A 26,405-nucleotide genomic window follows, 5' to 3' on the forward strand; every position below is an offset into this window, starting at 1 on the left:
TGCGATCTTTTGACTTTGAAGATCAACAGATCGCAGCCTGCGGCAGCTCCTACATGAGGGTGGGTGTGATGAAGAAGTCTCTGGTTGCCTATGTTGCGACGCTGATTGCGTTTCTGTTGCTCGACGGTCTCTGGCTCGGCCTGTTGATGGCGCCGACCTATCGCGAACTGCTCGGTCCGCTGATGCTCGAAAAACCGCTGCTGGTTCCGGCAGCGGTTTTTTATTGCCTGTATGTTTTTGGCTGCGTGGTGTTTGTGGTGACGCCGGCCGTGACATGGCAATGGGCGGCGAAGCGGGGCGCGTTGTTAGGGCTGATAGCTTACGGCACCTATGACCTGACCAATTGGGCGACATTGCGCGGATGGTCGGTGCAGGTGACGCTGATGGATTGGGCGTGGGGGACGTTTGCTACTGCTATGGCTTGTATTGTCGGGTTTTTGGTGAGCAAAAGGTTTGGCAAGTCTGCTCGGTAATGTGTGTTGGCAGTGCCGGCCTCTTCGCGAGCAGGCTCGCTCCCACAGGGGAACGCACTCTAAAGTGGGAGCGAGCCTGCTCGCGAATGGCGGCGTAGCCGACAGCCATTCACCACTGCCGCCACTGAAGCACTAAATGTCTTTCCCAGACGCCTTTTTTCCGCCCGACTGATTGATAATCCCCAGCACTGTTTTCTGACCATTGGATGGCCTGCCATGTTGTGTGTGTTCGAGGTGTTGCGGTGATTGTCGAGCGGCGCAATGCCGACAGTTTTGCCTTGCAGGTGATGATCGGCCTCTGCCTGATCTGGGGCGTGCAGCAAGTGATGATCAAATGGGCGGCGCCGGACATCGCGCCTGTCATGCAAGCGGCCGCGCGCTCGGGGATCTCTGCGTTGCTGGTGGCGTTGCTGATCTGCTGGAAGGGCGGCTGGGATCAGGTCGGCAACACCTGGCGCGGCGGCTTGCTGGCTGGTGCGCTGTTCGGTCTGGAATTCCTTTTCATCGCTGAAGGTCTGCAACTGACCACGGCTGCACACATGTCGGTGTTCCTCTACACCGCGCCGATCTTCACCGCGTTGGGCGTGCATTTTCTGCTGGCCAGTGAGCGCCTGCGACCGTTGCAATGGCTGGGCATTTTGCTCGCGTTCATCGGCATTGCGATTGCCTTCGCCGGCGGTGTGTCGTGGGACAACCTCGACCGGCGCATGCTGCTCGGCGATGCCTTTGGCGTACTGGCTGGCGCCTGTTGGGGCGCGACCACGGTGGTGGTGCGCGCCTCGCGGCTGTCGGAAGCACCGGTGACACTGACCTTGTTCTATCAGTTGATCGTCGGCTTCCTCGGCCTGCTGCTGATTGCGCTGTTCAGCGGCCAGATCACCCACGTCAGCCTGACCCCCGTGGCGGTGGCCAGCGTGCTGTTCCAGGGCCTGGTGGTGTCGTTCTTCAGCTACCTGATCTGGTTCTGGCTGCTGCGCCGTTATCTGGCAGCCAACTTCGCGGTGTTTTCGTTTATGACGCCGCTGTTCGGCGTGACCTTTGGCGTGTTGCTGCTCGGCGAACAGTTGACGGTTAACTTCGTCGTCGGCGCCGTGCTGGTGCTGTTTGGCATCACTTTTGTCAGCGCCGAGCAGTGGCTGCGTCGGCGTTTGCGCAAAGCGCTGGGTCAGCGTTAGTCGACTGCATCGCCAGGCCGCCAGCGATCAGCAAGCCGCTGCCGGCGATCACCAGCGCCGGATGCAGGCCACCGCTGAAATGGCTGCTCAGCGCTGCCAATAGAGGGCCGCTGAGTTGGCCGACGGCGAAGCAGGCGGTAAGCATCCCGGCATTGCGTTGCGTGGCATGTGGCGCCAGTTCCCGCGAGCGCTGCATGACTAATTGCATGCAAGCCAGAAATGGCGTGCCGCAGAGGATCACCCCGAGTGCGAGGCCAAGGCCGCTGCCCAGTAGACAGGCGAACACGCCGGCCGCTTGCAGCCACAGCGTTGCCATCAACCAGTGCCGGGTGGTTGCGGGATCGTGACGCCGCAAGCTCACCAGCAACACGCCAAGCGCCGCCGCCAGACCGAAACAAGGCCAGAACAGGTCTGCCTGCCACTGCCCGTGAAATTGTGCATTGGCCATTTGCGAAAGGAAGGTCGCCGGAATGATGTAGCCGACGCCGTACAGCGCATAAATTCCCGCCAGCCGGCCAATGCCCCGATTCGATGGACTGACCGGCGCTGCAACCACCGTCGCCGTTGCGACAGGCGTTGGCAGCAGTCGCCAGACCCCCAGCATCATCACCAACGCAGCCGCGGCATAAATCAGCCACAACGTTGCGGACGTCTGATTCAGCAGATGTGAGACCAGCGCCAACAACCCCGTCAGAAAAATCCCCAAACCCGGTCCGGCAAATACCAGAGCGCCCAATCTCGGACGACCTGCTGCCGCCGCCAATGGTTGACTCAACGAAGTGATCATCACCAGCACCCAGGCACTTGCTACCCCGGTGCCGAAGCGCAGCAGCAAGTGCGACCAGAAGCCATTGGCCCAGAACGACGCCAGTGTCAGCAGCACGCACAACCACAGTCCGCCGTGCAGGCGCCGCTGAACCTGCTGCGGGCGATGGGCGAACATCGCGTCCACCGCGCCGAGCAGGTAGCCGAGGTAGTTGGCCGCCGCAATCAGACCGGCGGCCGTCAGGTCGATCTGGCCTTCGCTGAGCAGGTGCGGCATTTGCGGGGTGAGGGCGAAACGCCCGATGCCCATGGCCATCATCAAGGCAACGAAGCAAGCGGATAAGCGAATCAGAGGCGACATCGTCGGGATTCCTTGGAAGGATCAATGACCGTCAGGCTAGGACTGATTGACTTTCTTTAAAATTGAATAATAGTGAGTAACTTGTTCTGTTATGGAGAAAGGTTGTGGAATTCAGCCAACTGAGGATCTTTCAGGCCGTGGCCGAGGAGGGTTCGATTACCCGCGCCGCCGAACGACTGCACCGGGTGCCGTCGAACCTGTCGACCCGGCTCAAGCAGCTTGAGGAACAACTCGGTGTCGAACTTTTCGTCCGTGAGCGTCAGCGTTTGCAGCTATCGCCTGCGGGAAAAGTCTTGCTGGACTACACCGGCAAACTTTTCGCCCTGCGCGATCAAGCCAGTGCCGCGGTAATGGGTGGCAAACCGGCCGGCGACTTCGCTCTGGGCACCATGTACAGCACGGCGGCGATCCATTTGCCGGCGCTGCTGGCGCAGTATCACAAGCAGTATCCGGCGGTGAATCTGCAGGTGCAGTCAGCGCCCAGTGGAGAGTTACTGGAAGGCTTGCTCACCGGTCGTCTTGATGCCGCGTTGGTCGATGGCCCGCTGGAACTGGCCGGGCTCGACGGCGTGCCGTTGTGCGAAGAGCGGCTGGTGCTGATCACTGAAATTGATCATCCGCCGGTACGCAGTGCCCGGGATGTCGAAGGGCGGTCGGTGTTTACCTTTCGCCGGGGCTGCTCCTATCGCATGCGTCTGGAAGCCTGGTTTTCGCACTACCACGCGACCATGGGCCGGGCGATGGAGATCGAGTCCTATCAGGGCATGCTCGCCTGCGTGATTGCCGGCAGCGGCGTGGCGCTGATGTCGGAGTCGATGCTGGCCAGTCTGCCGGGCCGCGACAGCGTGGCGATGCATCCGTTGGCCGAGCCATTTGTGGGTGCGACAACGTGGCTCATGTGGCGCAAAGGCATGCTGGGCGCCAACCTTAATGCGTGGATCGAGGTGCAGCAGGCTGTCTATCCCGCGGTTCAGATCGAAACCCGGGAAACAGCCTGAACCAATGGCGGCGAACTCTGTTCAATTCAGTAACAGATCATTGCGGATTTGGCCGAGCATTGCGTAGGACTTCGGACTATTATCAGTGCGAAGCGGCCTCAGAATTCCGGCCGCTCAGCACCACCCTGAAGGGGGCATGACGATGAAAGAGAAAATTCAAAACTGGCTGCACGATTTGGGTGTTGCCCTCGGTTTGATCGAACCGCCTCTGCAACCTGTACCGATCCGCACCGATGACGAGCAGCGCCGCCGTCAACAACGGCGCCGGTAACGCCCCCGATCCGAGATCAAAGGATTCAAGATCAAGAGATCGCAGCCTTCGGCAACTCCTGCATAAAACGGTGTAGGAGCTGCCGAAGGCTGCGATCTTTTGCTTTTAATGACGGCCGATCTCAAGCAAAAACCGGCTCAAGTCATTCGCGGTCTTCGCGGTCTTGAGCATGCGGTCTTCCTCGGCGGTGAACGCCGTCAGCCCGAATTCATCTTCCAGGTGAAAGATCAGATCCTCGATATCGGCTTTCTCCAGCCCCAATTGCACCAGGCTGGTGTTGTCGGTGAATTCGCGGGTTTCCAGCAGACGCCGGATATACCGGTGTACGGCGGCACGCACGGCAGCTCTTCTCATGGCAGATATTTCTGATGGTTGTTGTGCTTGAGTGAAGCAGGCCTCAGGCGTGGCCGCGCAACCACTGGTCAATCATCGAGCGCAAATGCTCCCCGGAAAAACTGCCGAAATGCCCGCCATGCACCGTGCGAATCGGCAACGCCTGCAAACGCCGCAGACTGACGGCGTAATCCTCAAGATTGGAGTGGTAGGCGTCTTCGATGAGCGGCCCGTCATAGATGATGTCGCCGCTGAACAGGGTTTGCGTCGCCGCCTCATACAGGCTGATCCCGCCCGGCGAATGCCCCGGCGTGTGCAGCACCTGCAGCGTGCGATTGCCAAGATCGAGTACATCGCCGTCCTCGACAAATCCGGTGGCCGGTGCGGCTTTCACCCGGTATTCGGCGTAGCACAACGGGCAATCCGGATGCGCTTCGAACATGTCATCGCCGACGAACGCGCGGCTCAAGTCGTTTTCACCATCCGGCGCCGCAAGGATGTCCGCTTCGGCTGGATGCACCAGCCGTTCAGTAAATTCGTGATGCCCGGCGATATGGTCGAAATGGCAATGACTGGCCACCGCCACCAGCGGTCGCTCGGTGATCCACGGCAACTGCTCGCGCAGGCTCACCAGCCCCGAACCGCTGTCCAGCAACAAGTCTTTGTCACGGCCCTGAATGTGCCACAGGTTGCAGCGGTAGAACGGTCGAATATACGGCTCGTGAATCAGCCGAATGCCGTCACTCAGGTGTTGTACTTCGAACCATTTATCGCGAGAAACAATCTTCATCAGCACTTTCCTTCAGGCGAAAAAAACGGGTGTGGCAACCGACGCCACACCCGTCGAAGAAAGCATCAAGTCGTTACATCAGAGCTTAGATCGCACTCGCCACCGTCGCCGGGCGAGGGGAGACCAGACTCACCACCACAAAACTCAGCAGACCCACAGCCAGGCTGTAGTAGATCGGTGTGTTGGCATCCAGACCGTCCTTGAACATGAACAGAAGCGCCGTGGCAAAACCCAGGCCCATGCTGGCGATGGCGCCGGCGGTGGTCGCGCGTTTCCAGAAAATTGCACCCATCAGCGGGATCAGCATGCCGCCCACCAACAAGTTGTAAGCGAGGGTCAGCGCACTGATCACATCGTTCACCACCAGCGCGATACCCAGCACAACGATGCCGGTGAGCAGGGTAAACAGGCGATTGATGCCCAGGCTCGACGGTTTGCCGCCACGCAGTTTCGGCAGCAGGTCTTCAGTCAGAGTAGTGGCCGCGGCAAGGAGGCCGGCGCTGGCGGTGGACATCATCGCCGCCAGTGCAGCCGCGATCACCAGACCACGGATGCCGTCCGGCAGCGACAGTTTGACGATGGCGGCGAAGGCGTTGTTGACGTTGTCCAGATCCGGGATCAGTACGTGCGCCGCCATGCCGATCAGCGCGCAGGCCAGTCCGTAGACGATGCAGTAGATGCCCGCGATGCTGCCGGCGTATTGCGCGACTTTGGCGGTCTTGACGGTGAACACCCGTTGCCAGATGTCCTGACCGATAAGGATGCCGAAGAAGTAGATCATGAAGTAGGTGATGATCGTGTCCCAGCCGATGGTGGTGAAGCTGAAGGCAGTTGCCGGCAGTTTCAGCACCAGTTCGTCCCAACCGCCGACGCGGTACAGGCAGATCGGCAACAGGATGAACATCAGGCCCACGGTCTTGATGATGAACTGGACGATGTCGGTCAGGGTCAGCGACCACATGCCGCCAATCGCCGAGTAGATCACCACCACGCCACCACCGAGCAGCACCGAGATCCAGAACGGCAGGCCGAACAGCACTTGCAGCACGGTGCCGATGGCGAGGATCGAGGTGACGCCGATCATCAGCGCGTAGGCCAGCATGATTGCCGCGCTTGCCGAGCGGGCCATCGGGTTGTAGCGTTTTTCCAGGACCTGGGTAACGGTGTAGATCTTCAGTTTCAGTAGCGGTTTGGCGAGGAACAGGTTCAGCGCGACGATGCCGCAACCGAGTGCCGCGCACAGCCAGAAACCGGAGATGCCGTGCACGTAGCCCAGACGCACGGTGCCGACGGTGGACGCACCACCGAGCACGGTTGCGGCCATGGTGCCCATGTACAGGCTCGGGCCGAGGTTACGACCGGCGACGAGAAAGTCCTCGTTGGTCTTGGCCTTGCGCATGCCGAAGTAGCCGAGCAAGAGCATGCCGGCGGCGTAGATGAGGACGACGAATAAATCCAAAGCCATGATGGCGTGTCTCCGATTGTCTTTTTTATGGTGAAACAAATTTGGTTCAGTAAGGCTGCCCACTGTGGGAGCGAGCCTGCTCGCGAAGGCGTCAGCACATTCAACAAAGAAGTGACTGACAGATTGCTTTCGCGAGCAGGCTCGCTCCCACAGGGGATCTGCGTCAGGCGGCCTGGCGCAGTTGAGGTTTTACTGCGGCTTCACGCCGGGCATCCTTCGGGCCGAACACTTCGCGCGGTTCCGGGAACAGGCTCAGCAGCGTCAGGTACACCACCGAAGCCAGGCCCAATGTCACCGGCAAACTGATGTCGATGCCGCCGGCCATTTCACCCAGCGGGCCAACGAACTGCCCCGGCAAATTGACGAAGCACAGACCAACCGCCGCGCTCGGGATCCATGCACCCAGGCCACGCCAGTTCCAGCCGTGGCTGAACCAGTAGCGTCCGCCCTGTTCGCCGCGCGTGAACACTTGCAGGTCATCCGGGCAATAGAAGCCGCGACGCACCAACAGGCCGATGATCATGATCACCATCCACGGCGTGGTGCAGGTGATGATCAGCACGGCGAAGGTCGACACGCTCTGCACCAGGTTCGCCGCAAAACGGCCGATGAAGATGAAGGCAATCGACAAAACGCCGATCAGCAGCGTCGCTTTCACGCGTGACAGCACTCGCGGGAACACGCTGGACATGTCCAGCCCGGTGCCATACAGCGAGGTGGTGCCGGTGGACATGCCGCCGATTACCGCAATCAGGCACACCGGCAGGAAGAACCAGCTCGGCGACACCGCCAGCAAACCGCCGACATAGTTGTTCGCCGCGATGTAGTCCGGCGCCTTGATCGCGACGATGGTCGCGGTGCTCAGGCCGAACAGGAACGGGATGAACGTGGCGATCTGCGACAGCACCACCGCCGCCATGATGCGCTGCTTGGAGGTGTCACGCGGGATGTAGCGCGACCAGTCGCCGAGGAACGCGCCGAAGGAAATCGGATTGCTCATCGCGACCAGTGCGGCGCCGATGAACGCGGCCCAGAAGCCCGGCTGACCGAGGCTCACCGTACCGGCGTAGTTCACATCGAAAGAACCGGCGAAGGCGAAGATGCCCAGCAGGAACAACAGGCTGGCGCTCCACACCGCGATCTTGTTCACCCACAGCAAAAAGCGGAAGCCGTAGATGCACACGGTCAGCACCAGAATCGCGAACAGGCCGTAGGCCAGGCCCAGAGTCAGGTCGGTTTCCGGCAGACCGATCAGGCGTTTCGCACCACCGATCAGCGCATCTCCCGAACTCCACACCGAGAGCGAGAAAAACGCGATTGCGGTCAACAGCGACAGGAACGAACCGACAATCCGCCCGTGCACGCCGAAGTGCGCACCCGACGACACGGCATTGTTGGTGCCGTTGAGCGGACCGAACAGGCCCATCGGGGCGAGGATCAGCGAGCCAAGCAGCACGCCCAGCACAATCGCCCAGACGCCGGCCTGAAAAGACAGACCGAACAGCACCGGGAAACTGCCGAGCACGGCGGTGGCAAAGGTATTCGAACCACCGAAGATCATCCGGAACAAATCCGTCGGACCTGCGCTGCGTTCGTGGTCCGGGATCTGTTCGACCCCGTGGGTTTCAATCTGCGTAAGGCTTTGGTCGTTGTTGTTGTTATTCATGATCTGCTCCGATCATAAAGGCGCGCCTCATCGTGCGTGAGGCGTCACCTGTTTTGGCTAAGGGGATGGCAGCCCTTCCGGCATTGCGGACAAATGTTCGTGGCAGGCCAGCCAATGGCCTTGTTGTTCTAGGCTCGACGCTTGTTTCTTGAAAACAATCGTCTCGCGCTCCTGGCTGAAGTGTTGCTCCCCTTGCATGCGCAACTCGGTGGCCACGTCATGGATGAAAATCGCCACGTCACCCTGCAGGCTGACGAAGGCGTTGCTCGAAGTGCACGAGAGCACCTCGAAGCCATCCTCGGCGCGCCAGCTGTCCCACAAGGCCTGATAGGCATCGCGCGACAGCAGCGGCTGTTCGAGGGTGTAGAAGACGAAACTTGCATCGGCGCTGAACGCGCCGAAATAAGCTTCGCGATCGTTACGGGCGAAGGCGGATACCAGGTCGGCGGCCGCTTGCAAAACCTGATCACGTTCGTTCATGACCCGACCCTCAGCGATGGACCACGCCAGGCAGTACGCAGAGCATTTCGTACAGCAGGTTGGCGGCCAGCAGCGAGGTGTTGCCGGTGGTGTCATAAGCGGGCGAGACTTCTACCAGATCGCAACCGATCAGGTCGAGGCCTTGGCAGCCACGGACGATTTCAATCGCCTGAATGGTCGTCAGACCACCGATTTCCGGGGTGCCGGTGCCCGGTGCCCAGGCCGGGTCGATGCCGTCGATGTCGAAGCTCAGATACACCGGGCCACCGCCGACTTTCTCGCGCACTTCGGCCATCAGTGGCGCCAGCGACTTGTGCCAGCACTCCTCAGCCTGAACCACGCGGAAACCCTGATCGCGGCTCCAGTTGAAGTCATCAGCGGTGTAACCCTGCGCGCGCAGACCAATTTGCACGACGCGGTCGCAGTCCAGCAGACCTTCTTCGACGGCGCGACGGAAGGTGGTGCCGTGGGCGATCTTCTCGCCAAACATGTGATCGTTGACGTCAGCGTGGGCATCGATGTGCACCAGACCGACCTTGCCGTGCTTTTTATGAATCGCCCGCAGGATCGGCAATGTGATGGTGTGGTCGCCACCCAGGGTCATCGGGATCACGTTGTGCTCGAGGATGTTGTCGTAGGCTTCTTCGATGATGCGCACGGCGTCGAGCAGGTTGAAGGTGTTGATCGCCACGTCACCGATGTCGGCAACCGACAGCGAGTCGAACGGCGCAGCGCCGGTGGCCATGTTGTACGGGCGGATCATCACCGATTCGGTGCGGATGTCGCGTGGCCCGAAGCGGGTGCCGGGGCGCAGCGAAGTACCGATGTCCAGTGGCACGCCTACGAAAGCAGCGTCCAGGCCGGCAGCGGTCGGTACATGGGGGAGTCGGAGCATGGTGGCGATGCCGCCGAAGCGCGGCATTTCGTTGCCGCCCAGTGGTTGGTGAAGAATCTTGTCCACGGGTAAGGCCTCATCGTCTTTGTTTTATTTATGTCGGCGCACCGTTGAGCACGGGTTCGGACGCCGCTGTGGGGCCGATGATGCGAAATGTAGTGAGGGGAAAGAATCGCTACGGGCAAAAACTTAGTTCAGATTTTTCTAAACTAATGGCGAGGCTGGGATTAGACTTCGGCGGGTTCAAGATTGTGATCGGCTGGGGATTGCTGCCCTCACCCCAGCCCTCTCCCGGAGGGAGAGGGAGCTGATCTCCATTGCTTTTTAATTTTGAGTTCGACTCGATATTGCAGGTCGGCGTAAATCCTCATAACAGCTCGGTAGGCTCCCTCTCCCTCGGGGAGAGGGCTGGGGTGAGGGGCTTTTCCCACAGACACACAGTTGCAAAGCCCGGAGCAGACATGGCCAACGCTTTACCCGACCTGAAACTATTACGCATCTTCGTCAGCGTCGTGCGTCATCAGGGTTTCGCCAACGCCCAACAGGAACTCAACCTGTCGACCTCGGCGATCAGCACCTACATGAGCCAGCTCGAAGCCGCGCTCGGCCTGGTGTTGTGCCATCGCGGGCGCGGCGGCTTCAGCCTGACCAGCAAGGGCGAGCTGTTCCATCAGGAAACCCTGCGCCTGCTCGCCGAACTCGAAGGTTTCGAGCAATACGCCGCCGCGCTCAAGGGCGAACTGCGCGGCACGCTAAACCTCGGCGTGATCGACTCCACCGTCAGTGACAAGGCGTTGCCGTTCGCCGAAGCCATCGGCGCCTACAGCCAGGAACACCCGGCGGTGCATTTGCATTTGTCGGTAATGAGCCCCTACGAACTGCAACTCGGCGTGCAGGACAACCGCCTCGATCTGGCCATCGGTGCGTTTTCCACGCGCATGAGCGGTCTGGTCTACATGCCGTTGTACCGCGAGCAGCACTGGTTGTATTGCAGCAGTCGGCATCCGTTGTTCAACGAGCGGCGCATTCCCGAGCAAGTCATCACCCAGCAACGCATGGTCGGACGTGGGTACTGGAGTCAGGCGGAACTCGCCCGGCACGGTTTCAAACACAGCGCCGCCACTGTGGAAAGTATGGAAGCGCAGCTGATTCTGGTGCTGTCCGGTGCCTACATCGGTTACTTGCCAGAACACTATGCTCAGGCCTGGGCCGACAAGGGAGACCTGCGCGTCTTGCTGCCGGCGACGTTCGGTTATCAGGCGCCGTTTTCGATGATCATGCGCCGGGGCCGCAGCCGGGAGCCGCTGATCCAGACCTTCCGCGATTTGCTCAAAGCACAGCTCAATCAGGCTTAGCTTGTAGGGAAAAGAAGTATGTCCAGACCTCAATGCCCGCGCTGCCTGCGCCCCCAGACCCATTGCCTGTGCCCGCTGATCCCGAGCCTCGACAGCCGCACGCGAGTGTTGCTGTTGCAGCATCCGAGTGAAGTCAATCATGCGTTGAATACTGCTCGATTGGCGGCGTTGGGACTGACCAATGCCGAGCTGATTGTCGGTGAAGTATTCGAGGATTTACCGGCGCTGTTGAACCGTCCGGGGTATCGGGCACGTCTGTTGTTTCCCGCTGACGATGCGCAGCCGATGCAGGCATATGGCGAATCGGATGAGCCGTTGTTGCTGGTGGTGCCGGATGGCACGTGGCGCAAGGCGCGCAAGATGTTGCACCTCAATCCGTTGCTGGGGGATTTGCCACGGGTGACGTTGGCCGAAGGTGGCGTGTCGCGCTATCGCTTGCGCAAGGCACCGGGGCCGGGGGCGTTGTCGACGATTGAGGCGATTGTGCAGGCGTTGCAGACGCTGGAGCCGTCGGCGTCATTCGAGCCGTTGCTCAAACCGTTCGAGGCGTTGATCGAGGGGCAGATTGCGGCGATGGGGGAGGAGACGTTTCAGCGTAATCATGGCGATAGATAAGTGTTGTTTGGACTGGCGCCATCGCGAGCAGGCTCACTCCTACAGGGGAATGCATTCCAAAGGTAGGAGTGAGCCTGCTCGCGATAGCAATTGTTCAGTCAACGCAGGTTACAGCGAGATTTACCGTTCGCGCATCGCCTCGGTCCGGGCTTTCAGTACCGGTTTGAGCAGGTAATCCAGCACACTTTTCTCCCCGGTAATAATGTCCACCGTCGCCACCATCCCCGGAATAATCAGCAACGGTTTCACATCCCCGCCCAAGTGGTTCTTATCAGTGCGCACCTGAATCAGGTAGAAGCTGTTGCCCTTGTCATCGGTAATCGTGTCGGCACCGATCAGCTCAAGCTTGGCGCTCAGCCCACCATAAATCGTGTAGTCATAGGCACTGAACTTGACCATGGCTTTCTGGCCCGGATGCAGGAACGCAACATCCTGCGGCCGCACCTTGGCCTCAATCAGCAGGTTGTCTTCCAACGGCACGATTTCAACCATGTCGCTGCCCGGTTGGACCACGCCGCCGATGGTGTTGACCTTCAATTGCTTGATCACCCCATGCACCGGTGAGGTCACGGTGGTGCGGGTGACGCGGTCGTCGATGGCGATGCTGGTCGCGGTGATTTTCGACAGATCGGTGCGTTTCTCATTCAGCTCTTTGGCCGCTTCCGAACGGAAGGTTTGCTCGGACTCGTCGATCTTGCTGCGGATCTCGGCAATCGCCGATTCGGCGCGGGGGATAGCCAGCGTTGTCGCGTTCAATGAGCCGCGGATTTCTACCGCGCTGCGTTTGAGTCGGAGGATTTCCACCGGTGATACCGCACCGGTTTTTACCAGCGGTTCGGACATGTTCATTTCTTGCTGCAGCAGCGCCAGACTGGAACTGAACTGGCCTTGCTTGGAGCGAAACTCGGCGAGTTCCTGAGTCTTCTGCCGCAGTTGTTCGCTCAACGTGCGCTGCTCGCTGGCCAGCCGGCGCTGACGTTGTTCGTATAGCGAACGCTCGTCTTCGGCGACTTGCGGCGCTTTGGCGATGACTTCATCGGAGAGCTTGAAGGGCCGGCCCTCGGCCTCCGCCGACAGCCGTTCGACCTGCGCGGTCAACGCATAGCGATCCGCCTCGCTCTCGCCCTTGTTCGAGCGAAAGCGTGTGTCATCCAGACGCAGCAGGGTGTCGCCCTTGTTCACCATCTGCCCTTCACGCACGAAGATTTCGGTGACGATACCGCCCTCAAGGTTCTGGATCACCTGCACCTTGCTCGACGGAATCGCCTTGCCTTCGCCCATGGTCACTTCTTCGAGCACGGCGAACTTGGCCCAGACCACCGCGCTGATCAGCAGCGCCGCCGCCAGCCATACGGTGATCCGCGACCAGCGCGGCGAATCCTGCAAGGACGCGCCGGCGGTTTCCGGCATGAATTCGGCTTCGGCGCTTTTGCCGAAACTGTCGAAGTAGCCGCGATCTTTGCTATCGGAGGAAGCAGACATGGGGCAACTCCTAGACCGCCGCCGAGCCGACACGGCCCTTGCGCAGTGCATCGATGACCGCTTCTTTCGGACCGTCGGCGACGACCCGGCCGTTGTCCAGCACCAGCAAGCGGTCCACCAGACTCAGCATCGAGGTGCGGTGGGTGACCAGCAGCAGCGTCTTGCCTTGCACCCAGCCGTGCAGCTTCTGCCGCAGCAAGTCCTCGCTACTGTTGTCCATGGCACTGGTGGGCTCGTCGAGCAGCATGATCGGAGGGTCGAGCAGCAGCGAACGCGCCAGCAACACAGCCTGACGTTGGCCGCCGGAGAGCAATTGCCCGCGCTCGCCCACTGGCCGATCGAAGCCTTGCGGATGCTGGCGAGCGAGTTCGGTAACGCCGGTCAGCTCCGCCACTTCGAGCATGCGTGAATCGCTGATGTAGCGTGCGCCAAGGGTCAGGTTGTCGCGCAAACTGCCGGCCAGCAGCGGCAAGTCGTGGGCGACATAACCGATCTGCTGGCGCAGGTCGGCGACATCGAGTTGGCGCAGGTCGAGGCCGTCGAGCAACAGCTGGCCTTCCTCGGGTTCATAAAAGCCCATGACCAATCGCGCCAACGTGCTTTTGCCCGAACCGCTGCGGCCGATGATGCCAACCCGTTCGCCAGGTTTCAGGCTGAAGCTGACATTGCTCAGCGCCGGCGCATTCTGGCCGTTGTAATGAAAGGTCACGCCGCTGACGTCCAGCGCACCTTGCAGTTGAGTGCGCTCCAGCGGCCGCTGTTTGCCGTCACGCTCTTGTGGCAGGGCCATCAGTGCATCGGTGCTTTTCATGGTCAGTTGCGCTTGCTGATAGCGGGTGATCAGCCCTGCAATCTGCCCCAGCGGCGCGAGCACGCGGCTGCCGAGCATGTAGCTGGCGACCAGCGCACCGACGCTGAGGTTGCCGGCGATGATGCTGTAAACCCCGGCGACAATCGTCGCCATCCCCGAGAATTGTTGAATGAACAACGTGCCGTTAGTGGCCAGCGCCGACAGATTGCGTGCGTGGCTGTCGAGGCGGGTGAGGGCGCCGTGGGTGCTTTCCCATTTGTGCTGGCGCTCGCTTTCGGCGCTACAGGCCTTGAGGGTCTCCAGGCCACCGAGGGTTTCAATCAGCACCGCTTGACGTTCGGCGCCTAGGCTCAGGCTCTTTTGCACGGTGTCCCGCAGGCGCACCTGAATGATCATCGCGAAGACGATGGTGATCGGAAACGCCAGCAGTGGAATCACCACCAGCCAGCCGCCGAGCAGGCCGATCACCACCAGCATCAGCACCACGAAGGGCAGGTCGATCAGGCTGGTCAGCGTCACTGCCGTGAGAAATTCACGCAAGCCCTGAAAGTCATGAATGCTCTGGGCGAAACCGCCGATGGTCGCTGGCCGCGCCTTCATCGACATGCCGGTGATGCGTTCGAACAAAGTCGCGGAAAGGATCACATCGGTTTTCTTGCCGGCGGTGTCGAGCAGGTGCGCGCGCACTACCCGCAGCACCAATTCAAACCCGGTGCCGATCAACAGTCCGATCGACAGCACCCACAGGGTCGACGTCGCCTGATTCGGCACCACGCGGTCGTAGGTCTGCATGACGAACAGCGGCACCATCAGGCCTAAAAGGTTGATCAGGAAACTGGCGAGAATCGCATCGCTATACAACCATTTCGACAGCTTCAGGGTGTCGCGAAACCACGCATGCACCCGTGGCACCAGCGGCGAGCGCAGGTCTTCGAGTTCATGGCGCGGACGGGCGAACAAGGCCTGGCCGCTGTAGTGCTCGCTGAGTTCTTCGCGGCTGATCCATTGCTCGCCGCCATCGGCTTCGCTGGGCAGGATCAGCGCTTTGCCGTCGTCGCCGAAGCGCCGTAAAACAGCAGTGCGACCGTCGTTGAGCAGCAGCAGAATCGGCAGGTTGAGTGGTGAGATGTCTTTCAGCTCACGGCGCAGAACCCGCGCCTGTAACCCGGCCCGGGCAGCGGCGCGCGGCAGCAGATCGAGGCTCAGGCGCTGTTTGTTCAGCGGCAGCCCGGCACTCAGGCTGGCGCGACTGACCGTTGCGCCATGCAGTTTGCAGAGGATCAACAGACCGTCGAGTAACGGATCATCGAAGCTCAGCCGCGGATCGATCCCGGTGTGGCCGGGTTCCATGCTGGTCATATTGATCGCTCCCCTGTTACCGCTTCATTGATCGTTCCCACGCTCTGCGTGGGAATGCCTCTAGGGACGCTCTGCGTCCAGTGACGCGGAGCGTCACGGGCTGCATTCCCACGCGGAGCGTGGGAACGATCAGGGCAAAGCTGACTCCTGCGCCGTTTACTTAAGCTCGGGCAGGCGCGCTTCGTTTTTGACCTCAGTCGCAGCGATCGCATCGGCCGGCAGCACCACCCGTTGTTTGCTCAACAACTGGCCCATGTTCGCCAGCACGCGGTACATCGAATACTCCTCGGTGTAGCGGATTTCGGTGTAGCGACGGTTGGCGTTGTACAGCTCGTTTTCACTGTCGAGCAGGTCGAGCAGGGTGCGTTGGCCGAGGCCGAACTGATCCTGATACGCGGCACGCACGCGTTTGGTGGTTTCGGCGTATTCGCGGGCAGTCGGGGTCTGCTTCTTCGCGTTAACCATGGCGTTCCAGGCCAGGTGGATGTTTTCGTTGAGTTGGCGCAGGGCATTGTTGCGGATGTCCATCGCCTGGTTGATCTGGTGTGCATCGGAGGCCAGGCGCGCCTTGTCACTACCGCCACGGAACAGGTTGTAGTTCATCACCACACCCACCCGCCATTCGTTATCGTGGCCTTCATCACCCTGCACGTTGTTGTTCGCGCCGACGGCCGCTTCAGCGTCGAAGCGTGGGTAGAACGGCGACTTGGCGACTTCGTACTGGCTCTCGGCCGATTGCACGTCAGCCTGTGCCGATTTCAGATACGGGTTGTTTTCGACCATGCTCTGTTGGGCTTCCGGCAGGCTGGTTGGCAATTCGCCACGGGTCGAAGCCGGGGTTTCCAGCTCATCGGGCATGCGCCCGACCACGCTGTAGAAGTTCGATTCGGCGTCGGCCAGATCGACTTCGGCGGTGTCGAGGTTGTTTTGCGCCAGCGCTTTACGAGCGACCGATTGGTCGGAGTCAGCGGTGCTGCCAACGCCACGCTCGGTGCGCAGGCCGATCTGGTCGTTGACGCGCAAGTGCGCCTGCAGGTTGTTCTTGGCCAGAGTCACCAGCTCGCGACGTTTGAGCACTTCGAGATAGACCTCGATGGTGCGCAGGGCCAGATCCTGAGCGGTGCCTTGCGCGTAGTACGCGCGGGAATTGGACACGCCTTTGGTGCGCTCGACTTCGTTGGCGGTGTTGAAGCCGTCGAACAGCATTTGCCGCAGGCGCAGCTCCGACTGGGTGTAATTGAGGATTTCGGTGTGGTGATTACCGAAGGCCCGGGTGTTGGTGTTGTCGCTGTAGCCACGGCCATACGCGGCGTTCAAATCGACGGACGGATAGAAGCCGCCCTTGGCCACTTTGACTTGTTCATCAGCCGACAGGCGCGCGTCCACGCGCGAGGCCAGTTCCGGGTGAGTGGCGATGGTGCTTTGAATGGCCTCGGTGAGGTTCATGGCCTGGGCTTGGGAAGTGCAAGCCATGGCCAGCAAAACCGCGCTGCAGAGGGGGGTTAGAACGCGCATGGGTGCATCTCCCTGAGTCCTGATGGTGTGTTACTGTCGCCAAATATTTGACGATATTTTTAGGTGCAAGCGTTTCACTCTTGTAACAACAGAGCTAAGAACATCCTGAAGCGTAGCTAAGAAAAAATTTTCATAAGGCTTATGCCGAAAAAAACTTATGCGCTTTGCAAAAACCGGCACATTGTTCAGCATGAAAGCCTTTGTTTTATGCGCTTTAGGGAGCGCAAAAAGGCTTGAGGAAAGTTCCACTCACTTTGCGACATACGGCGAAGTACTGCTGAAGGGGAGGGACGCGTAGCGGCTGACGAGCGACAGATTTTTGTCACTCGGGTGATTCACCACCGTTACGTAGCGTTAGTGGGCGTATTGCTTTGATCAGGATGCGGAAGTGCTTGATAGCACTGATGTTTCCGAAAGAAGCTACCTGCGAAACGAACTGTTGAAGGTGCGAGCGTCGCCTCCAACAACCCGATTGAGCCATGGGCTGCTTCGCTTACCAGTGCCGACGGTGGTCGGCAGCGGAGGATTTCACATGGCAACGCTCATCGGCACAGTCACTAAAGTCATTGGCCAGGTTTTCGCCCAGTCAGCCGACGGTACCAAACGCGCATTGGTTGAGGGGGATCGCCTGTATGCCGGCGATCAACTGATCACCGGCGCAGAGGGCGCCGTCGCCGTTCATCTGCAAAACGGCCAGGAACTGACCCTCGGACGCGGCAGCAGCATGACCATGACCGGTGAACTGCTGGCGGGTCAGGCGGCGCATGTAAATGCCGCTGAGGCAGTGACTCCGAGCGACGCGCAACTGACCGACGTCGAGCAGATCCAGAAAGCCATCGCCGCCGGTGACGACCCGAGCAAAACCGCTGAAGCCACCGCGGCCGGTCCGAATGCCCCGGGCGGCGCACCGGGAGAGGCGGGCGGCGGCCACAGTTTTGTCCTGCTGACGGAGGTCGGTGGACGCGTCGACCCGATCATCGGTTTCCCCACCGCCGGATTCGGCGGTATTCCCGAATTCCCTGAAGAACGCCACAACGCGGTGATCGACAACGGCGATGACACCCCGGCTGTGGTGGTGCCGCCACCGGTGAACAATCCGGTGACCCTCACCGGTCTGAATGTGGCGGGCGGCGAACTGAACCTCAGTGAAGCCAATCTGCCTGACGGCTCGTCGGCCAACCCCGGTGCACTGACGCAAAGCGGCAGTTTTACCGTGTCGGCACCGGACGGTCTGACCAGCCTGAGCATCGGCGGCATCAACGTTATCGTTGGCGGTGTGCCGATCGGCTTCCCGCAATCGATCACCTCGCAGTTGGGCAACACCCTGACCATCACCGGTTACAACCCGGCGACTGGCGTTGTCAGCTACAGCTACACCCTCAACGGCAACGAAAGCCACGCGGCCGGTGACGGCGCCAACAATCTCAGCGAACAGTTCACGGTGATTGCCGGCGACAGCAATGGCGACTCCGCGACCGGCACGCTCGACGTCAACATCACCGACGACGTGCCCAAAGCGTTTGATGACAGCAATGGCACCGCATCGGAAACCCTGCTGACGCTGACCGGCAATGTCCTGACCAATGACGTGCAAGGCGCTGATCGCGTGCCAACCGGTCCGGTAACCCCGGGCACTTTCACTGGCACCTATGGCACCTTGGTTCTGAATGCCGACGGCACGTACACCTACACGCTGAACACCAGCGACGCGGACTTCAAAAACCTGCACGGCGGCGGTAATGGCACGGAAACCTTCGCCTACACCATCACCGATTCGGATGGTGATACCAGCACGGCGAATCTGGTGCTGCAGATCCACAACAACGACGATCCGGTGATCATCAATGGCCTGAACGTCGAAGGCGGCGAGCTGACGGTTTACGAGAAAAACCTCAGTGACGGCAGCGCACCAGATTCCACCGCGTTGACCCAAAGCGGCACGTTCACCATCACTGCACTCGATGGCGTCACCACGCTGACTGTCGGTGGCATCGCCGTGGTCACCAACGGCGTGGCTGCAGGTTTCCCCCAATCGGTTACCACACCGCTCGGCAGCACACTGACGATTACTGGTTTCAACGCCACCACGGGCGTGGTCAGCTACAGCTACACCCTGGTCGACAACGAAGCGCATCCAACCGCCAACGGCGCGAACAATCTGCCTGAGCAGTTTGCCGTCACCGTGGTCGATGACAACGGCACCACTGCCAACGGCACGCTCGACGTGAACATTACCGACGACGTGCCCAAAGCCGTTGATGACAGCAATGGCACGGCGTCTGAAACGCAACTGACACTGACCGGCAACGTGCTGACCAACGATGTGCAGGGCGCCGACCGCGTGGTGACCAATGAAAGTGCCGGGCCGATCACCGCCGGCACATTCACCGGGACTTACGGCACCTTGGTGCTCAACGCCAATGGCACTTATACCTACACGCTGAACACCAGTGATGCCGACTTCAAAAACCTCCACGGCGGCGGCAATGGCACGGAAACCTTCGCCTACACGATCACCGATTCCGACGGCGATACCAGTACCGCCAACCTCGTTCTGCAGATCCATAACAATGACGATCCGGTGATCATCAACGGCCTTGACGTCAATGGCGGCGAACTCACCGTCTACGAGAAAAATCTCACTGACGGCAGCGCACCGGATTCCACCGCGTTGACCCAAAGCGGCACGTTCACCATCACCGCACTCGATGGCGTTACCACGCTGACCGTCGGCGGCATCGCCGTCGTTACCAATGGCGTGGCTGCCGGCTTCCCGCAATCAGTGACCACACCGCTGGGCAGCACGCTGACCATCACCGGTTTCAACGCCACCACCGGTGTCGTCAGCTACAGCTACACCCTGGTCGACAACGAAGCGCATCCAACCGCCAACGGCGCGAACAATCTGCCTGAGCAATTCGCCGTCACCGTGGTCGATGACAACGGCACCACCGCCAATGCCACCCTCGACGTGAACATCGTCGACGACCTGCCAAAAGCCGTGGATGACAGCAACACCGGCACCGCATCGGAAACCTTGCTGACCCTGACGGGCAATGTCCTGACTAACGATGTGCAAGGCGCCGACCGCGTACCGACTGGGCCGGTAACCCCAGGCACTTTCACCGGTACTTACGGCACCTTGGTGCTCAACGCCAACGGCACTTACACCTACACGCTGAACACCAACGACGCAGATTTCAAAAACCTGCACGGCGGTGGCAACGGCACGGAAACCTTCGCCTACACCATCACCGATTCCGATGGCGATACCAGTACCGCCAACCTCGTTCTGCAGATCCATAACAACGACGATCCGGTGATCATCAACGGCCTTGACGTGAATGGCGGCGAACTCACCGTCTACGAGAAAAATCTCACTGACGGCAGCGCACCGGATTCCACCGCGTTGACCCAAAGCGGCACGTTCACCATCACTGCACTCGATGGCGTGACGACCCTGACCGTCGGCGGCATCGCCGTCGTCACTAATGGCGTAGCAGCAGGTTTTCCACAATCGGTCACCACGCCATTGGGCAGCACACTGACCATCACCGGTTTCAACGCCACCACCGGTGTCGTCAGCTACAGCTACACCCTGGTCGACAACGAAGCGCACCCCACCGCCAACGGCGCGAACAATCTGCCTGAGCAGTTCGCCGTCACCGTAGTCGATGACAACGGCACCACTGCCAACGGCACCCTCGATGTGAACATCGTCGACGACCTGCCAAAAGCGGTGGATGACGGCAACACCGGCACCGCAGCGGAAACCTTGCTGACCCTGACGGGCAATGTCCTGACCAACGATGTGCAAGGCGCCGACCGCGTACCGACTGGGCCGGTAACCCCAGGCACTTTCACCGGTACTTACGGCACCTTGGTGCTCAATGCCAACGGCACGTACACCTACACGCTGAACACCAACGACGCAGATTTCAAAAACCTCCACGGCGGTGGCAACGGCACGGAAACCTTCGCCTACACCATCACCGATTCCGATGGCGATACCAGCACCGCCAACCTGGTGCTGAACATCCACAACAATGATGATCAGGTCTACCTCAATGGCCTCGACGTCAATGGCGGCGAACTGACGGTCTACGAGAAAAACCTCAGTGACGGCACCAGCCCCGACACCCCGGCGCTGACCCAAAACGGCACCTTCACCGTCACCGCGCTCGATGGCTTGCAAACCCTGACCGTGGGCGGTATTAGCGTGGTGACTGGTGGCGTGGCCGCAGGCTTCCCGCAATCGATCGTCACGCCGCTCGGCAGCACGTTGACCATCACCGGTTACAACCCGGCGACCGGCGTGGTCAGTTACAGCTACACGTTGGTCGACAACGAAACCCATCCAAACGCCAACGGCGCCAACAGCATCACCGAGAACTTCAACGTCGTCGCCACCGACACCGATGGCAGCACCGCCAGCGGCCAGATCAACGTCAACATCGTCGATGATTTGCCGAGCGCCCACCCTGACGCCGCATCGGTGGCGGAGGGCGGCACGGTCAGTGGCAATGTCCTGAACAACGACATCGGTGGCGCTGATGGTCCGGCCGTAACCGGTGCCGTGGTCGGCGTGCGCGCCGGCTCCGATACCTCGACCTCGGCCATCGGCGGCCTCAACAGCAACATCAACGGCACCTACGGCTACCTGACCCTGGACGCCAACGGCAACGCGGTCTATCACAGCAATCCGAATGCGGTGAATGGGCCGGGCGCGGTGGATGTGTTCACCTACACCGTGCGTGATTCCGACGGTGATGAAAGCACCACCACCATCACCATCGATGTCGCCAACAGCAAACTGTGCGCGACCAGCGACACCGACGTCACCGTCTTCGAGAAAGCCCTCGACCTGACCAAGGACGGCGCGGATCTGGCTCCCGGTACAGTCACTGGCAGCGACCCGACCAACACCGGAGAAACCGCGTCCGGCACGCTGGTCGGCTCGGTCACCGGCGCGGTCGGCGCGATCAGCTACGCGCTGGTTGGCAGTGCCACTGGCAACTACGGGCAGATCGTTCTCAACCCCAACGGCACGTACACCTACACGCTGACCTCGCCGGCGAGCACCACGCCGCATGCCGACGACGGCGCCAACACTCTGACCGAAACCTTTACCTATCAGGCCACTGATTCACTGGGCAACATCGTCACCAGCACCATCGTCGTCAGCATCGTCGATGACGTGCCAAAAGCCGTGAACGACAGCAACGCCAACAGCGCCTCGGAAACCCAGCTGACTCTGACCGGCAACGTGCTGACCAACGATGTGCAAGGCGCTGATGTGGTCGCGACCGGACCGAATGCCGGGCCGATCACCGCAGGCACCTTCACCGGTACTTACGGCACGCTGGTGCTCAACGCCAACGGCACGTACACCTACACGCTGAACCCCAACGATGCCGACTTCAAAAACCTGCACGGCGGCGGCAACGGCACCGAGACGTTCACCTACACCCTGACCGATGCCGACGGCGACATCAGCACCGCCAACCTGGTGCTGAATATCCACAACAATGACGATCCGGTGCTGCTCAATGGCCTCGACGTCAATGGCGGCGAACTCACCGTTTACGAGAAAAACCTCAGCGACGGCAGCAATCCGAACATCCCGGCGCTGACCCAGAACGGCACCTTCACCGTCACTGCGCTCGATGGCCTGCAAACCCTGACCGTCGGTGGCATTGCCGTGGTCACTAACGGTGTCGCTGCAGGCTTCCCGCAGTCGGTCGTCTCGCCGCTGGGCAGCACTTTCACCGTCACCGGTTACAACCCGGCGACCGGGGTCGTCAGTTACAGCTATACCCTGGTCGACAACGAAACCCACCCGAACGCCAACGGTGCCAACAGCCTCACCGAGAACTTCAACGTCGTGGCCACGGACACCGATGGCAGCACTGCCAACGGTCAGATCAACGTCAACATCATCGATGACTTGCCGACTGCCAAACCCGACACCGGCTCGGTGGCCGAGGGCGGTACGGTCAACGTCAGCGTCCTGGGCAATGACATCAGCGGTGCCGATGGCGCGGCCACAGTGATCGGCGTGCGCGCCGGCAGCAACACCGGCACTTCGGCCATCGGCGGCCTCAACAGCAACATCAATGGCAACTTCGGTTACCTGACCCTCGATGCGGCGGGCAACGCCATCTATCACAGCAACCCGAACTCGGTGAGCCCACCGGGCGCCACCGACACTTTCACCTATACGATCCGCGACAGCGACGGTGATGAAAGCACCACGACCATCACCATCAACGTCGCCGACAGCAAACTGGTGGCCTCGGTCGATCAGGACGTGACGGTGTATGAAAAAGCCCTCGACCTGAGCAAAGACGGCGCGGATCTGGCCCCCGGTACGGTCACCGGCAGCGATCCGAGCAACACCGGCGAAACCGCCACCGGCACGCTGGTCGGTGCGGTCACTGGCGGCACAGGCGCGATCACCTACACCCTGGTCGGCAGCGCCACCGGCACCTACGGGCAGATCCAGCTCAACGCCGACGGCACCTACACCTACACGCTGACCTCGGCGCCGAAAACCTCGCCGAGCGCCAACGACGGCGCGAACACCCTCAGCGAAAGTTTCACCTACCAAGCCACCGATGCGCTGGGCAACAGCACTACCAGCACCCTCGTGGTCAACATCGTCGACGACGTGCCAAAAGCGGTGGCGTCGGATCGTTCGGTGGCGGCGGTGGAGATCGATTCCAACATCCTCATCGTCCTCGACATCTCCGGCAGTATGGCCGACGCCTCCGGTGTGCCGGGTCTGTCGCGACTGGCGCTGGCCAAACAGGCGATCAGCGCCTTGCTCGACAAGTACGATGACCTCGGCGATGTGAAAGTGCAGCTCGTCACCTTCAGCAGCAACGCTACCGACCGGACGACGGTGTGGGTCGATGTGGCCACCGCCAAGACCCTGCTGGCCGGCCTCACCGCAGGCGGTGGCACCAATTACGACGCTGCCGTGGCGACCATGTACAACGCGTTCAACACCTCGGGCAAACTCACCGGGGCGCAGAACGTCGGCTACTTCTTCTCCGACGGCAAACCCAACGAGGGCGATATCGGCACCGCTGATGAAGCGACGCTCAAAGCCTTCCTCGATGCCAACAACATCAAGAACTACGCGATTGGCCTGGGCAGCGGCGTGAGCAACGCCAACCTCGACCCGCTGGCGTATGACGGCATCAGCCACACCAACACCAACGCGGTGGTGGTCACCGATCTCAACCAGCTCAACTCGGTGCTGTCGGGCACCGTGCAGGGCGCGCCGGTCACCGGTTCGTTGCTGGGCGAGGGCGGCACCTTTGGCGCCGATGGCGGTTTCATCAAGTCCATCGTGGTCGACGGCACCACCTACACCTACGATCCAAAAGCCCTCAGCGGTCAAGGCTCGTTGACCCCAAGCGGCGGCACCAATCACGGCACCTTCAACACCGCCAACAACACGTTGAGCATCGCCACCAATAATGGCGGCACATTGCTGATCAACCTCGACAGCGGCGACTACACCTACACCTCGCAGAAAACCACGGCGGTGGTGATTACCGAGAACATCGGCTTTACCCTCAGCGACAACGACGGCGACCTCGCCAGCTCGACACTGACCGTGAAAGTGATCCCCAACGCGCCGCCCGTGGCGGTGGACGATCACGTCATCACCAACGTGCTGTCGGGCAATATCGTCGTGCCGGGCGAACTGCTGCTGGCCAACGACACCGATCCGAATGGCGATACGCTCAACGCTACGCCGACCACCTTCAACACCGGTTGGATAGCGAAGGGCGCGGACTTCACCGGTACCGGCGCGATCACGTTCAACGGCAACAACAACACCGCCGCCAACCAGACCCTCGCCGATGTGCGCAATGCGTTCGCGGCCAACACCGCAGCGATGACCGCTGTACTGGTGATCAGCGGCTACCTCGGCGCGGTGACCAACGCCAATGCCAATGATGAAGACCTGATCACGGTCAAACTGAAACAGGGCGAAACGCTGAATCTGGATCACAACCTGGCGGCCGGGCACATCACCATGGAGTACTCGCTCAACGGTGGCGCGTTCGTCACCATTGCCGACGGCGGCACCATCACCGCCAGCGCCGATGGCACCTACCAGATCCACGTCACCAACATCGCCAATCCCAGCGGCGGCGGTAACCCCAACGCGGCGGAAAACTATCAACTGACCATGACGGTCAACTACGCCGGGGCCCACGACATCACCCCGGACTTCCACGGCACTTACACCGCCAACGACAACCATGGCGGCAGCGACACCGCCAACGTGTCCATCAGCTATCAGGACGGCCACACCCTCACCGGCACCGCGGGGGACGACGTGCTGGTGGCCGGCAGCGGCGACAACATCATCAACGCTGGCGACGGCAATGATGTGCTCACCGCAGGCTCGGGCAACAACGAGCTGCACGGCGGCGCCGGCAACGACTTGCTCTACAGCGGCCCGGGCAATGACCTGCTCGATGGCGGGACCGGCAGCGACACCGCCAGCTACGCCCACGCCACTGCCGGGGTGACGGTCAACCTCGGCCTGCTCGGTGCGCAAAACACCCTCGGCGCTGGCACAGACACGCTGACCGGCATCGAAAACCTCGTCGGCTCGAACTTCAACGACACCCTGACCGGCGACAACAATAACAACGTCATCAACGGCGGCCTCGGTAACGACATCCTCAACGGTGGCGGCGGTGACGACCTGCTGATCGGCGGCATGGGCAACAACACCATGACCGGTGGCTCAGGGGCCGACACCTTCCAGTGGCTCAAGGGCAACAGCGGCCATGACCTGATCACCGACTTCACCCCCGGCACCGACAAACTCGACCTGTCGCAACTGCTGCAGGGCGAGAACGGCACCACGGCGTCGCTGGATGACTACCTGCACTTCACTGTCAGCGGCAGCGGCGCTTCGGTGCTCACCAGCATCGACGTCAGCGCCATGGCCGGCGCAACGCCGAACCAGACGATTGATCTGGCCGGCGTCAATCTGGCCAGCCATTACGGCGTGACGCCGGGGGCGGGCGGGGTGGTGGCTGGCGGGCATGACACGGCGACGATCATCAGCGGCATGTTGAATGATCATTCGTTGAAGGTGGATACGGTGTAAGCGACGCCTGAAACGACAAAACCCGCCGTCCCGTTCAACCGGGGCGGCGGGTTTTGTCTGCCTGAAGGCAGGGCGTTGTTCTTCCGGCGCTTTCGCGAGCAGGCTCACTCCCACATTGGAGCGCGGTTAACCGTGGGAGCGAGCCTGCTCGCGAAAGCGCCGGATCTGATTCCGAATAACTCAGCGGTTGATCACACCTGTATCAACCCGGCGGATTCTGGCGTAGCTGTAGGCGATGACGCGAGATCGTGTAGCTCGATTTTTTGCCTGCACGTTTTTGATAAACGCACATGATTAAGCCCCCTGCGTACGAGCATTGATTCCGACGAACGGTAGCAAAACCTGTAATTTCTGACAGTAGGCAGCGCCCGCCTTTGCGCATTAAATCGAACCCATGCAGCGGCGGTATCACCCTGTTGATACCGCACACCAACGTTTGGTTAATTGTCGC

The 26,405-nt window shown here is 60.8% G+C and carries 17 protein-coding genes; 7 read left to right on the forward strand and 10 right to left on the reverse strand.

Annotation, left to right across the window (positions count from 1 at the left end; all coding sequences use genetic code 11):
• Positions 1-68: 68 nt before the first annotated feature.
• Together VY732_RS07425 and VY732_RS07430 are read left to right on the forward strand one after the other, a co-directional pair.
• Positions 69-473 (forward strand): DUF2177 family protein, encoded by a 405-nt coding sequence (locus VY732_RS07425; protein ID WP_116028901.1) that lies wholly within the window; start codon positions 69-71, stop codon positions 471-473.
• A 206-nt stretch (positions 474-679) separates the two neighbouring features.
• On the forward strand, positions 680-1,648 hold the full coding sequence (locus tag VY732_RS07430) for a DMT family transporter (protein ID WP_442968561.1): 969 nt from the start codon (positions 680-682) through the stop codon (positions 1,646-1,648).
• Here the strand turns inward: VY732_RS07430 and VY732_RS07435 are convergent.
• Complete coding sequence (locus VY732_RS07435) at positions 1,593-2,774, reverse strand: MFS transporter (protein ID WP_331695104.1); 1,182 nt, start codon at positions 2,772-2,774, stop codon at positions 1,593-1,595. The genes VY732_RS07430 and VY732_RS07435 overlap by 56 nt on opposite strands.
• Before the next feature lie 104 nt (positions 2,775-2,878).
• On the opposite strand from VY732_RS07435, the gene ptrR reads away from it, so the two are divergent.
• Positions 2,879-3,772, forward strand: a complete 894-nt coding sequence (gene ptrR / locus VY732_RS07440) for a putrescine utilization regulator PtrR (protein ID WP_077571590.1) — start codon at positions 2,879-2,881, stop codon at positions 3,770-3,772.
• A gap of 142 nt (positions 3,773-3,914) precedes the next feature.
• Positions 3,915-4,043 carry a PA1414 family protein gene (locus VY732_RS07445; RefSeq protein WP_007914492.1) on the forward strand — a complete coding sequence of 43 codons (129 nt, stop codon included), beginning with the start codon at positions 3,915-3,917 and terminating at the stop codon, positions 4,041-4,043.
• Positions 4,044-4,148: 105 nt separating this feature from the next.
• On the opposite strand, the gene VY732_RS07450 is transcribed toward VY732_RS07445, so the two are convergent.
• From VY732_RS07450 to speB, 6 genes are all read right to left on the reverse strand, one after another.
• Positions 4,149-4,397 (reverse strand): phosphopantetheine-containing protein, encoded by a 249-nt coding sequence (locus VY732_RS07450; RefSeq protein ID WP_016985936.1) that lies wholly within the window; start codon positions 4,395-4,397, stop codon positions 4,149-4,151.
• Positions 4,398-4,440: 43 nt separating this feature from the next.
• Positions 4,441-5,166, reverse strand: coding sequence for an MBL fold metallo-hydrolase (locus tag VY732_RS07455; RefSeq protein WP_331695107.1), 726 nt, complete (start codon positions 5,164-5,166; stop codon positions 4,441-4,443).
• Positions 5,167-5,251: 85 nt separating this feature from the next.
• Positions 5,252-6,631, reverse strand: a complete 1,380-nt coding sequence (locus VY732_RS07460; RefSeq protein WP_331695108.1) for a sodium:solute symporter — start codon at positions 6,629-6,631, stop codon at positions 5,252-5,254.
• Positions 6,632-6,794: 163 nt separating this feature from the next.
• Positions 6,795-8,297, reverse strand: coding sequence for a purine-cytosine permease family protein (locus tag VY732_RS07465; RefSeq protein WP_331695109.1), 1,503 nt, complete (start codon positions 8,295-8,297; stop codon positions 6,795-6,797).
• Positions 8,298-8,354: 57 nt separating this feature from the next.
• Complete coding sequence (locus tag VY732_RS07470; protein WP_034153227.1) at positions 8,355-8,777, reverse strand: YybH family protein; 423 nt, start codon at positions 8,775-8,777, stop codon at positions 8,355-8,357.
• Between the two features lie 10 nt (positions 8,778-8,787).
• Positions 8,788-9,738, reverse strand: coding sequence for an agmatinase (gene speB, locus VY732_RS07475; RefSeq protein ID WP_003222717.1), 951 nt, complete (start codon positions 9,736-9,738; stop codon positions 8,788-8,790).
• Between the two features lie 395 nt (positions 9,739-10,133).
• On the opposite strand from speB, the gene VY732_RS07480 reads away from it, so the two are divergent.
• Positions 10,134-11,027: a LysR family transcriptional regulator gene (locus VY732_RS07480; protein ID WP_007956593.1), complete on the forward strand. Its 894-nt coding sequence runs from the start codon at positions 10,134-10,136 to the stop codon at positions 11,025-11,027.
• A gap of 18 nt (positions 11,028-11,045) precedes the next feature.
• Positions 11,046-11,642, forward strand: coding sequence for a tRNA-uridine aminocarboxypropyltransferase (locus tag VY732_RS07485; protein WP_331695111.1), 597 nt, complete (start codon positions 11,046-11,048; stop codon positions 11,640-11,642).
• Positions 11,643-11,762: 120 nt separating this feature from the next.
• Here the strand turns inward: VY732_RS07485 and VY732_RS07490 are convergent, their stop codons facing one another.
• The 3 genes from VY732_RS07490 to VY732_RS07500 form a co-directional block, all read right to left on the reverse strand.
• Positions 11,763-13,124: an HlyD family type I secretion periplasmic adaptor subunit gene (locus VY732_RS07490; RefSeq protein ID WP_016985930.1), complete on the reverse strand. Its 1,362-nt coding sequence runs from the start codon at positions 13,122-13,124 to the stop codon at positions 11,763-11,765.
• 10 nt (positions 13,125-13,134) lie between these two features.
• The gene (locus VY732_RS07495; protein ID WP_331695112.1) at positions 13,135-15,294 is read right to left on the reverse strand and encodes a type I secretion system permease/ATPase; all 2,160 of its coding nucleotides are present in this window, start codon (positions 15,292-15,294) and stop codon (positions 13,135-13,137) included.
• Positions 15,295-15,450: 156 nt separating this feature from the next.
• Positions 15,451-16,809: a TolC family outer membrane protein gene (locus tag VY732_RS07500; RefSeq protein ID WP_064388304.1), complete on the reverse strand. Its 1,359-nt coding sequence runs from the start codon at positions 16,807-16,809 to the stop codon at positions 15,451-15,453.
• Positions 16,810-17,341: 532 nt separating this feature from the next.
• Between VY732_RS07500 and VY732_RS07505 the strand changes: the two genes are divergently transcribed.
• Entirely contained in the window at positions 17,342-25,954 is an 8,613-nt protein-coding gene (locus VY732_RS07505) for a retention module-containing protein (protein WP_331695113.1), read from the forward strand.
• Positions 25,955-26,405 lie beyond the last annotated feature (451 nt).

Source organism: Pseudomonas sp. ZY71 (genome assembly GCF_036542145.1).
Taxonomy (GTDB): domain Bacteria; phylum Pseudomonadota; class Gammaproteobacteria; order Pseudomonadales; family Pseudomonadaceae; genus Aquipseudomonas; species Aquipseudomonas koreensis_A.

Coding starts and splice junctions, on each gene's coding strand:
- VY732_RS07425 (WP_116028901.1), top strand. CDS start 69: ATGAAGAAGTCTCTGGTTGCCTATGTTGCGACGCTGATTGCGTTTCTG.
- VY732_RS07430 (WP_442968561.1), top strand. CDS start 680: ATGGCCTGCCATGTTGTGTGTGTTCGAGGTGTTGCGGTGATTGTCGAG.
- VY732_RS07435 (WP_331695104.1), bottom strand. CDS start 2,774: ATGTCGCCTCTGATTCGCTTATCCGCTTGCTTCGTTGCCTTGATGATG.
- VY732_RS07445 (WP_007914492.1), top strand. CDS start 3,915: ATGAAAGAGAAAATTCAAAACTGGCTGCACGATTTGGGTGTTGCCCTC.
- VY732_RS07450 (WP_016985936.1), bottom strand. CDS start 4,397: ATGAGAAGAGCTGCCGTGCGTGCCGCCGTACACCGGTATATCCGGCGT.
- VY732_RS07455 (WP_331695107.1), bottom strand. CDS start 5,166: ATGAAGATTGTTTCTCGCGATAAATGGTTCGAAGTACAACACCTGAGT.
- VY732_RS07460 (WP_331695108.1), bottom strand. CDS start 6,631: ATGGCTTTGGATTTATTCGTCGTCCTCATCTACGCCGCCGGCATGCTC.
- VY732_RS07465 (WP_331695109.1), bottom strand. CDS start 8,297: ATGAATAACAACAACAACGACCAAAGCCTTACGCAGATTGAAACCCAC.
- VY732_RS07470 (WP_034153227.1), bottom strand. CDS start 8,777: ATGAACGAACGTGATCAGGTTTTGCAAGCGGCCGCCGACCTGGTATCC.
- VY732_RS07480 (WP_007956593.1), top strand. CDS start 10,134: ATGGCCAACGCTTTACCCGACCTGAAACTATTACGCATCTTCGTCAGC.
- VY732_RS07485 (WP_331695111.1), top strand. CDS start 11,046: ATGTCCAGACCTCAATGCCCGCGCTGCCTGCGCCCCCAGACCCATTGC.
- VY732_RS07490 (WP_016985930.1), bottom strand. CDS start 13,124: ATGTCTGCTTCCTCCGATAGCAAAGATCGCGGCTACTTCGACAGTTTC.
- VY732_RS07495 (WP_331695112.1), bottom strand. CDS start 15,294: ATGACCAGCATGGAACCCGGCCACACCGGGATCGATCCGCGGCTGAGC.
- VY732_RS07500 (WP_064388304.1), bottom strand. CDS start 16,809: ATGCGCGTTCTAACCCCCCTCTGCAGCGCGGTTTTGCTGGCCATGGCT.
- VY732_RS07505 (WP_331695113.1), top strand. CDS start 17,342: ATGGCAACGCTCATCGGCACAGTCACTAAAGTCATTGGCCAGGTTTTC.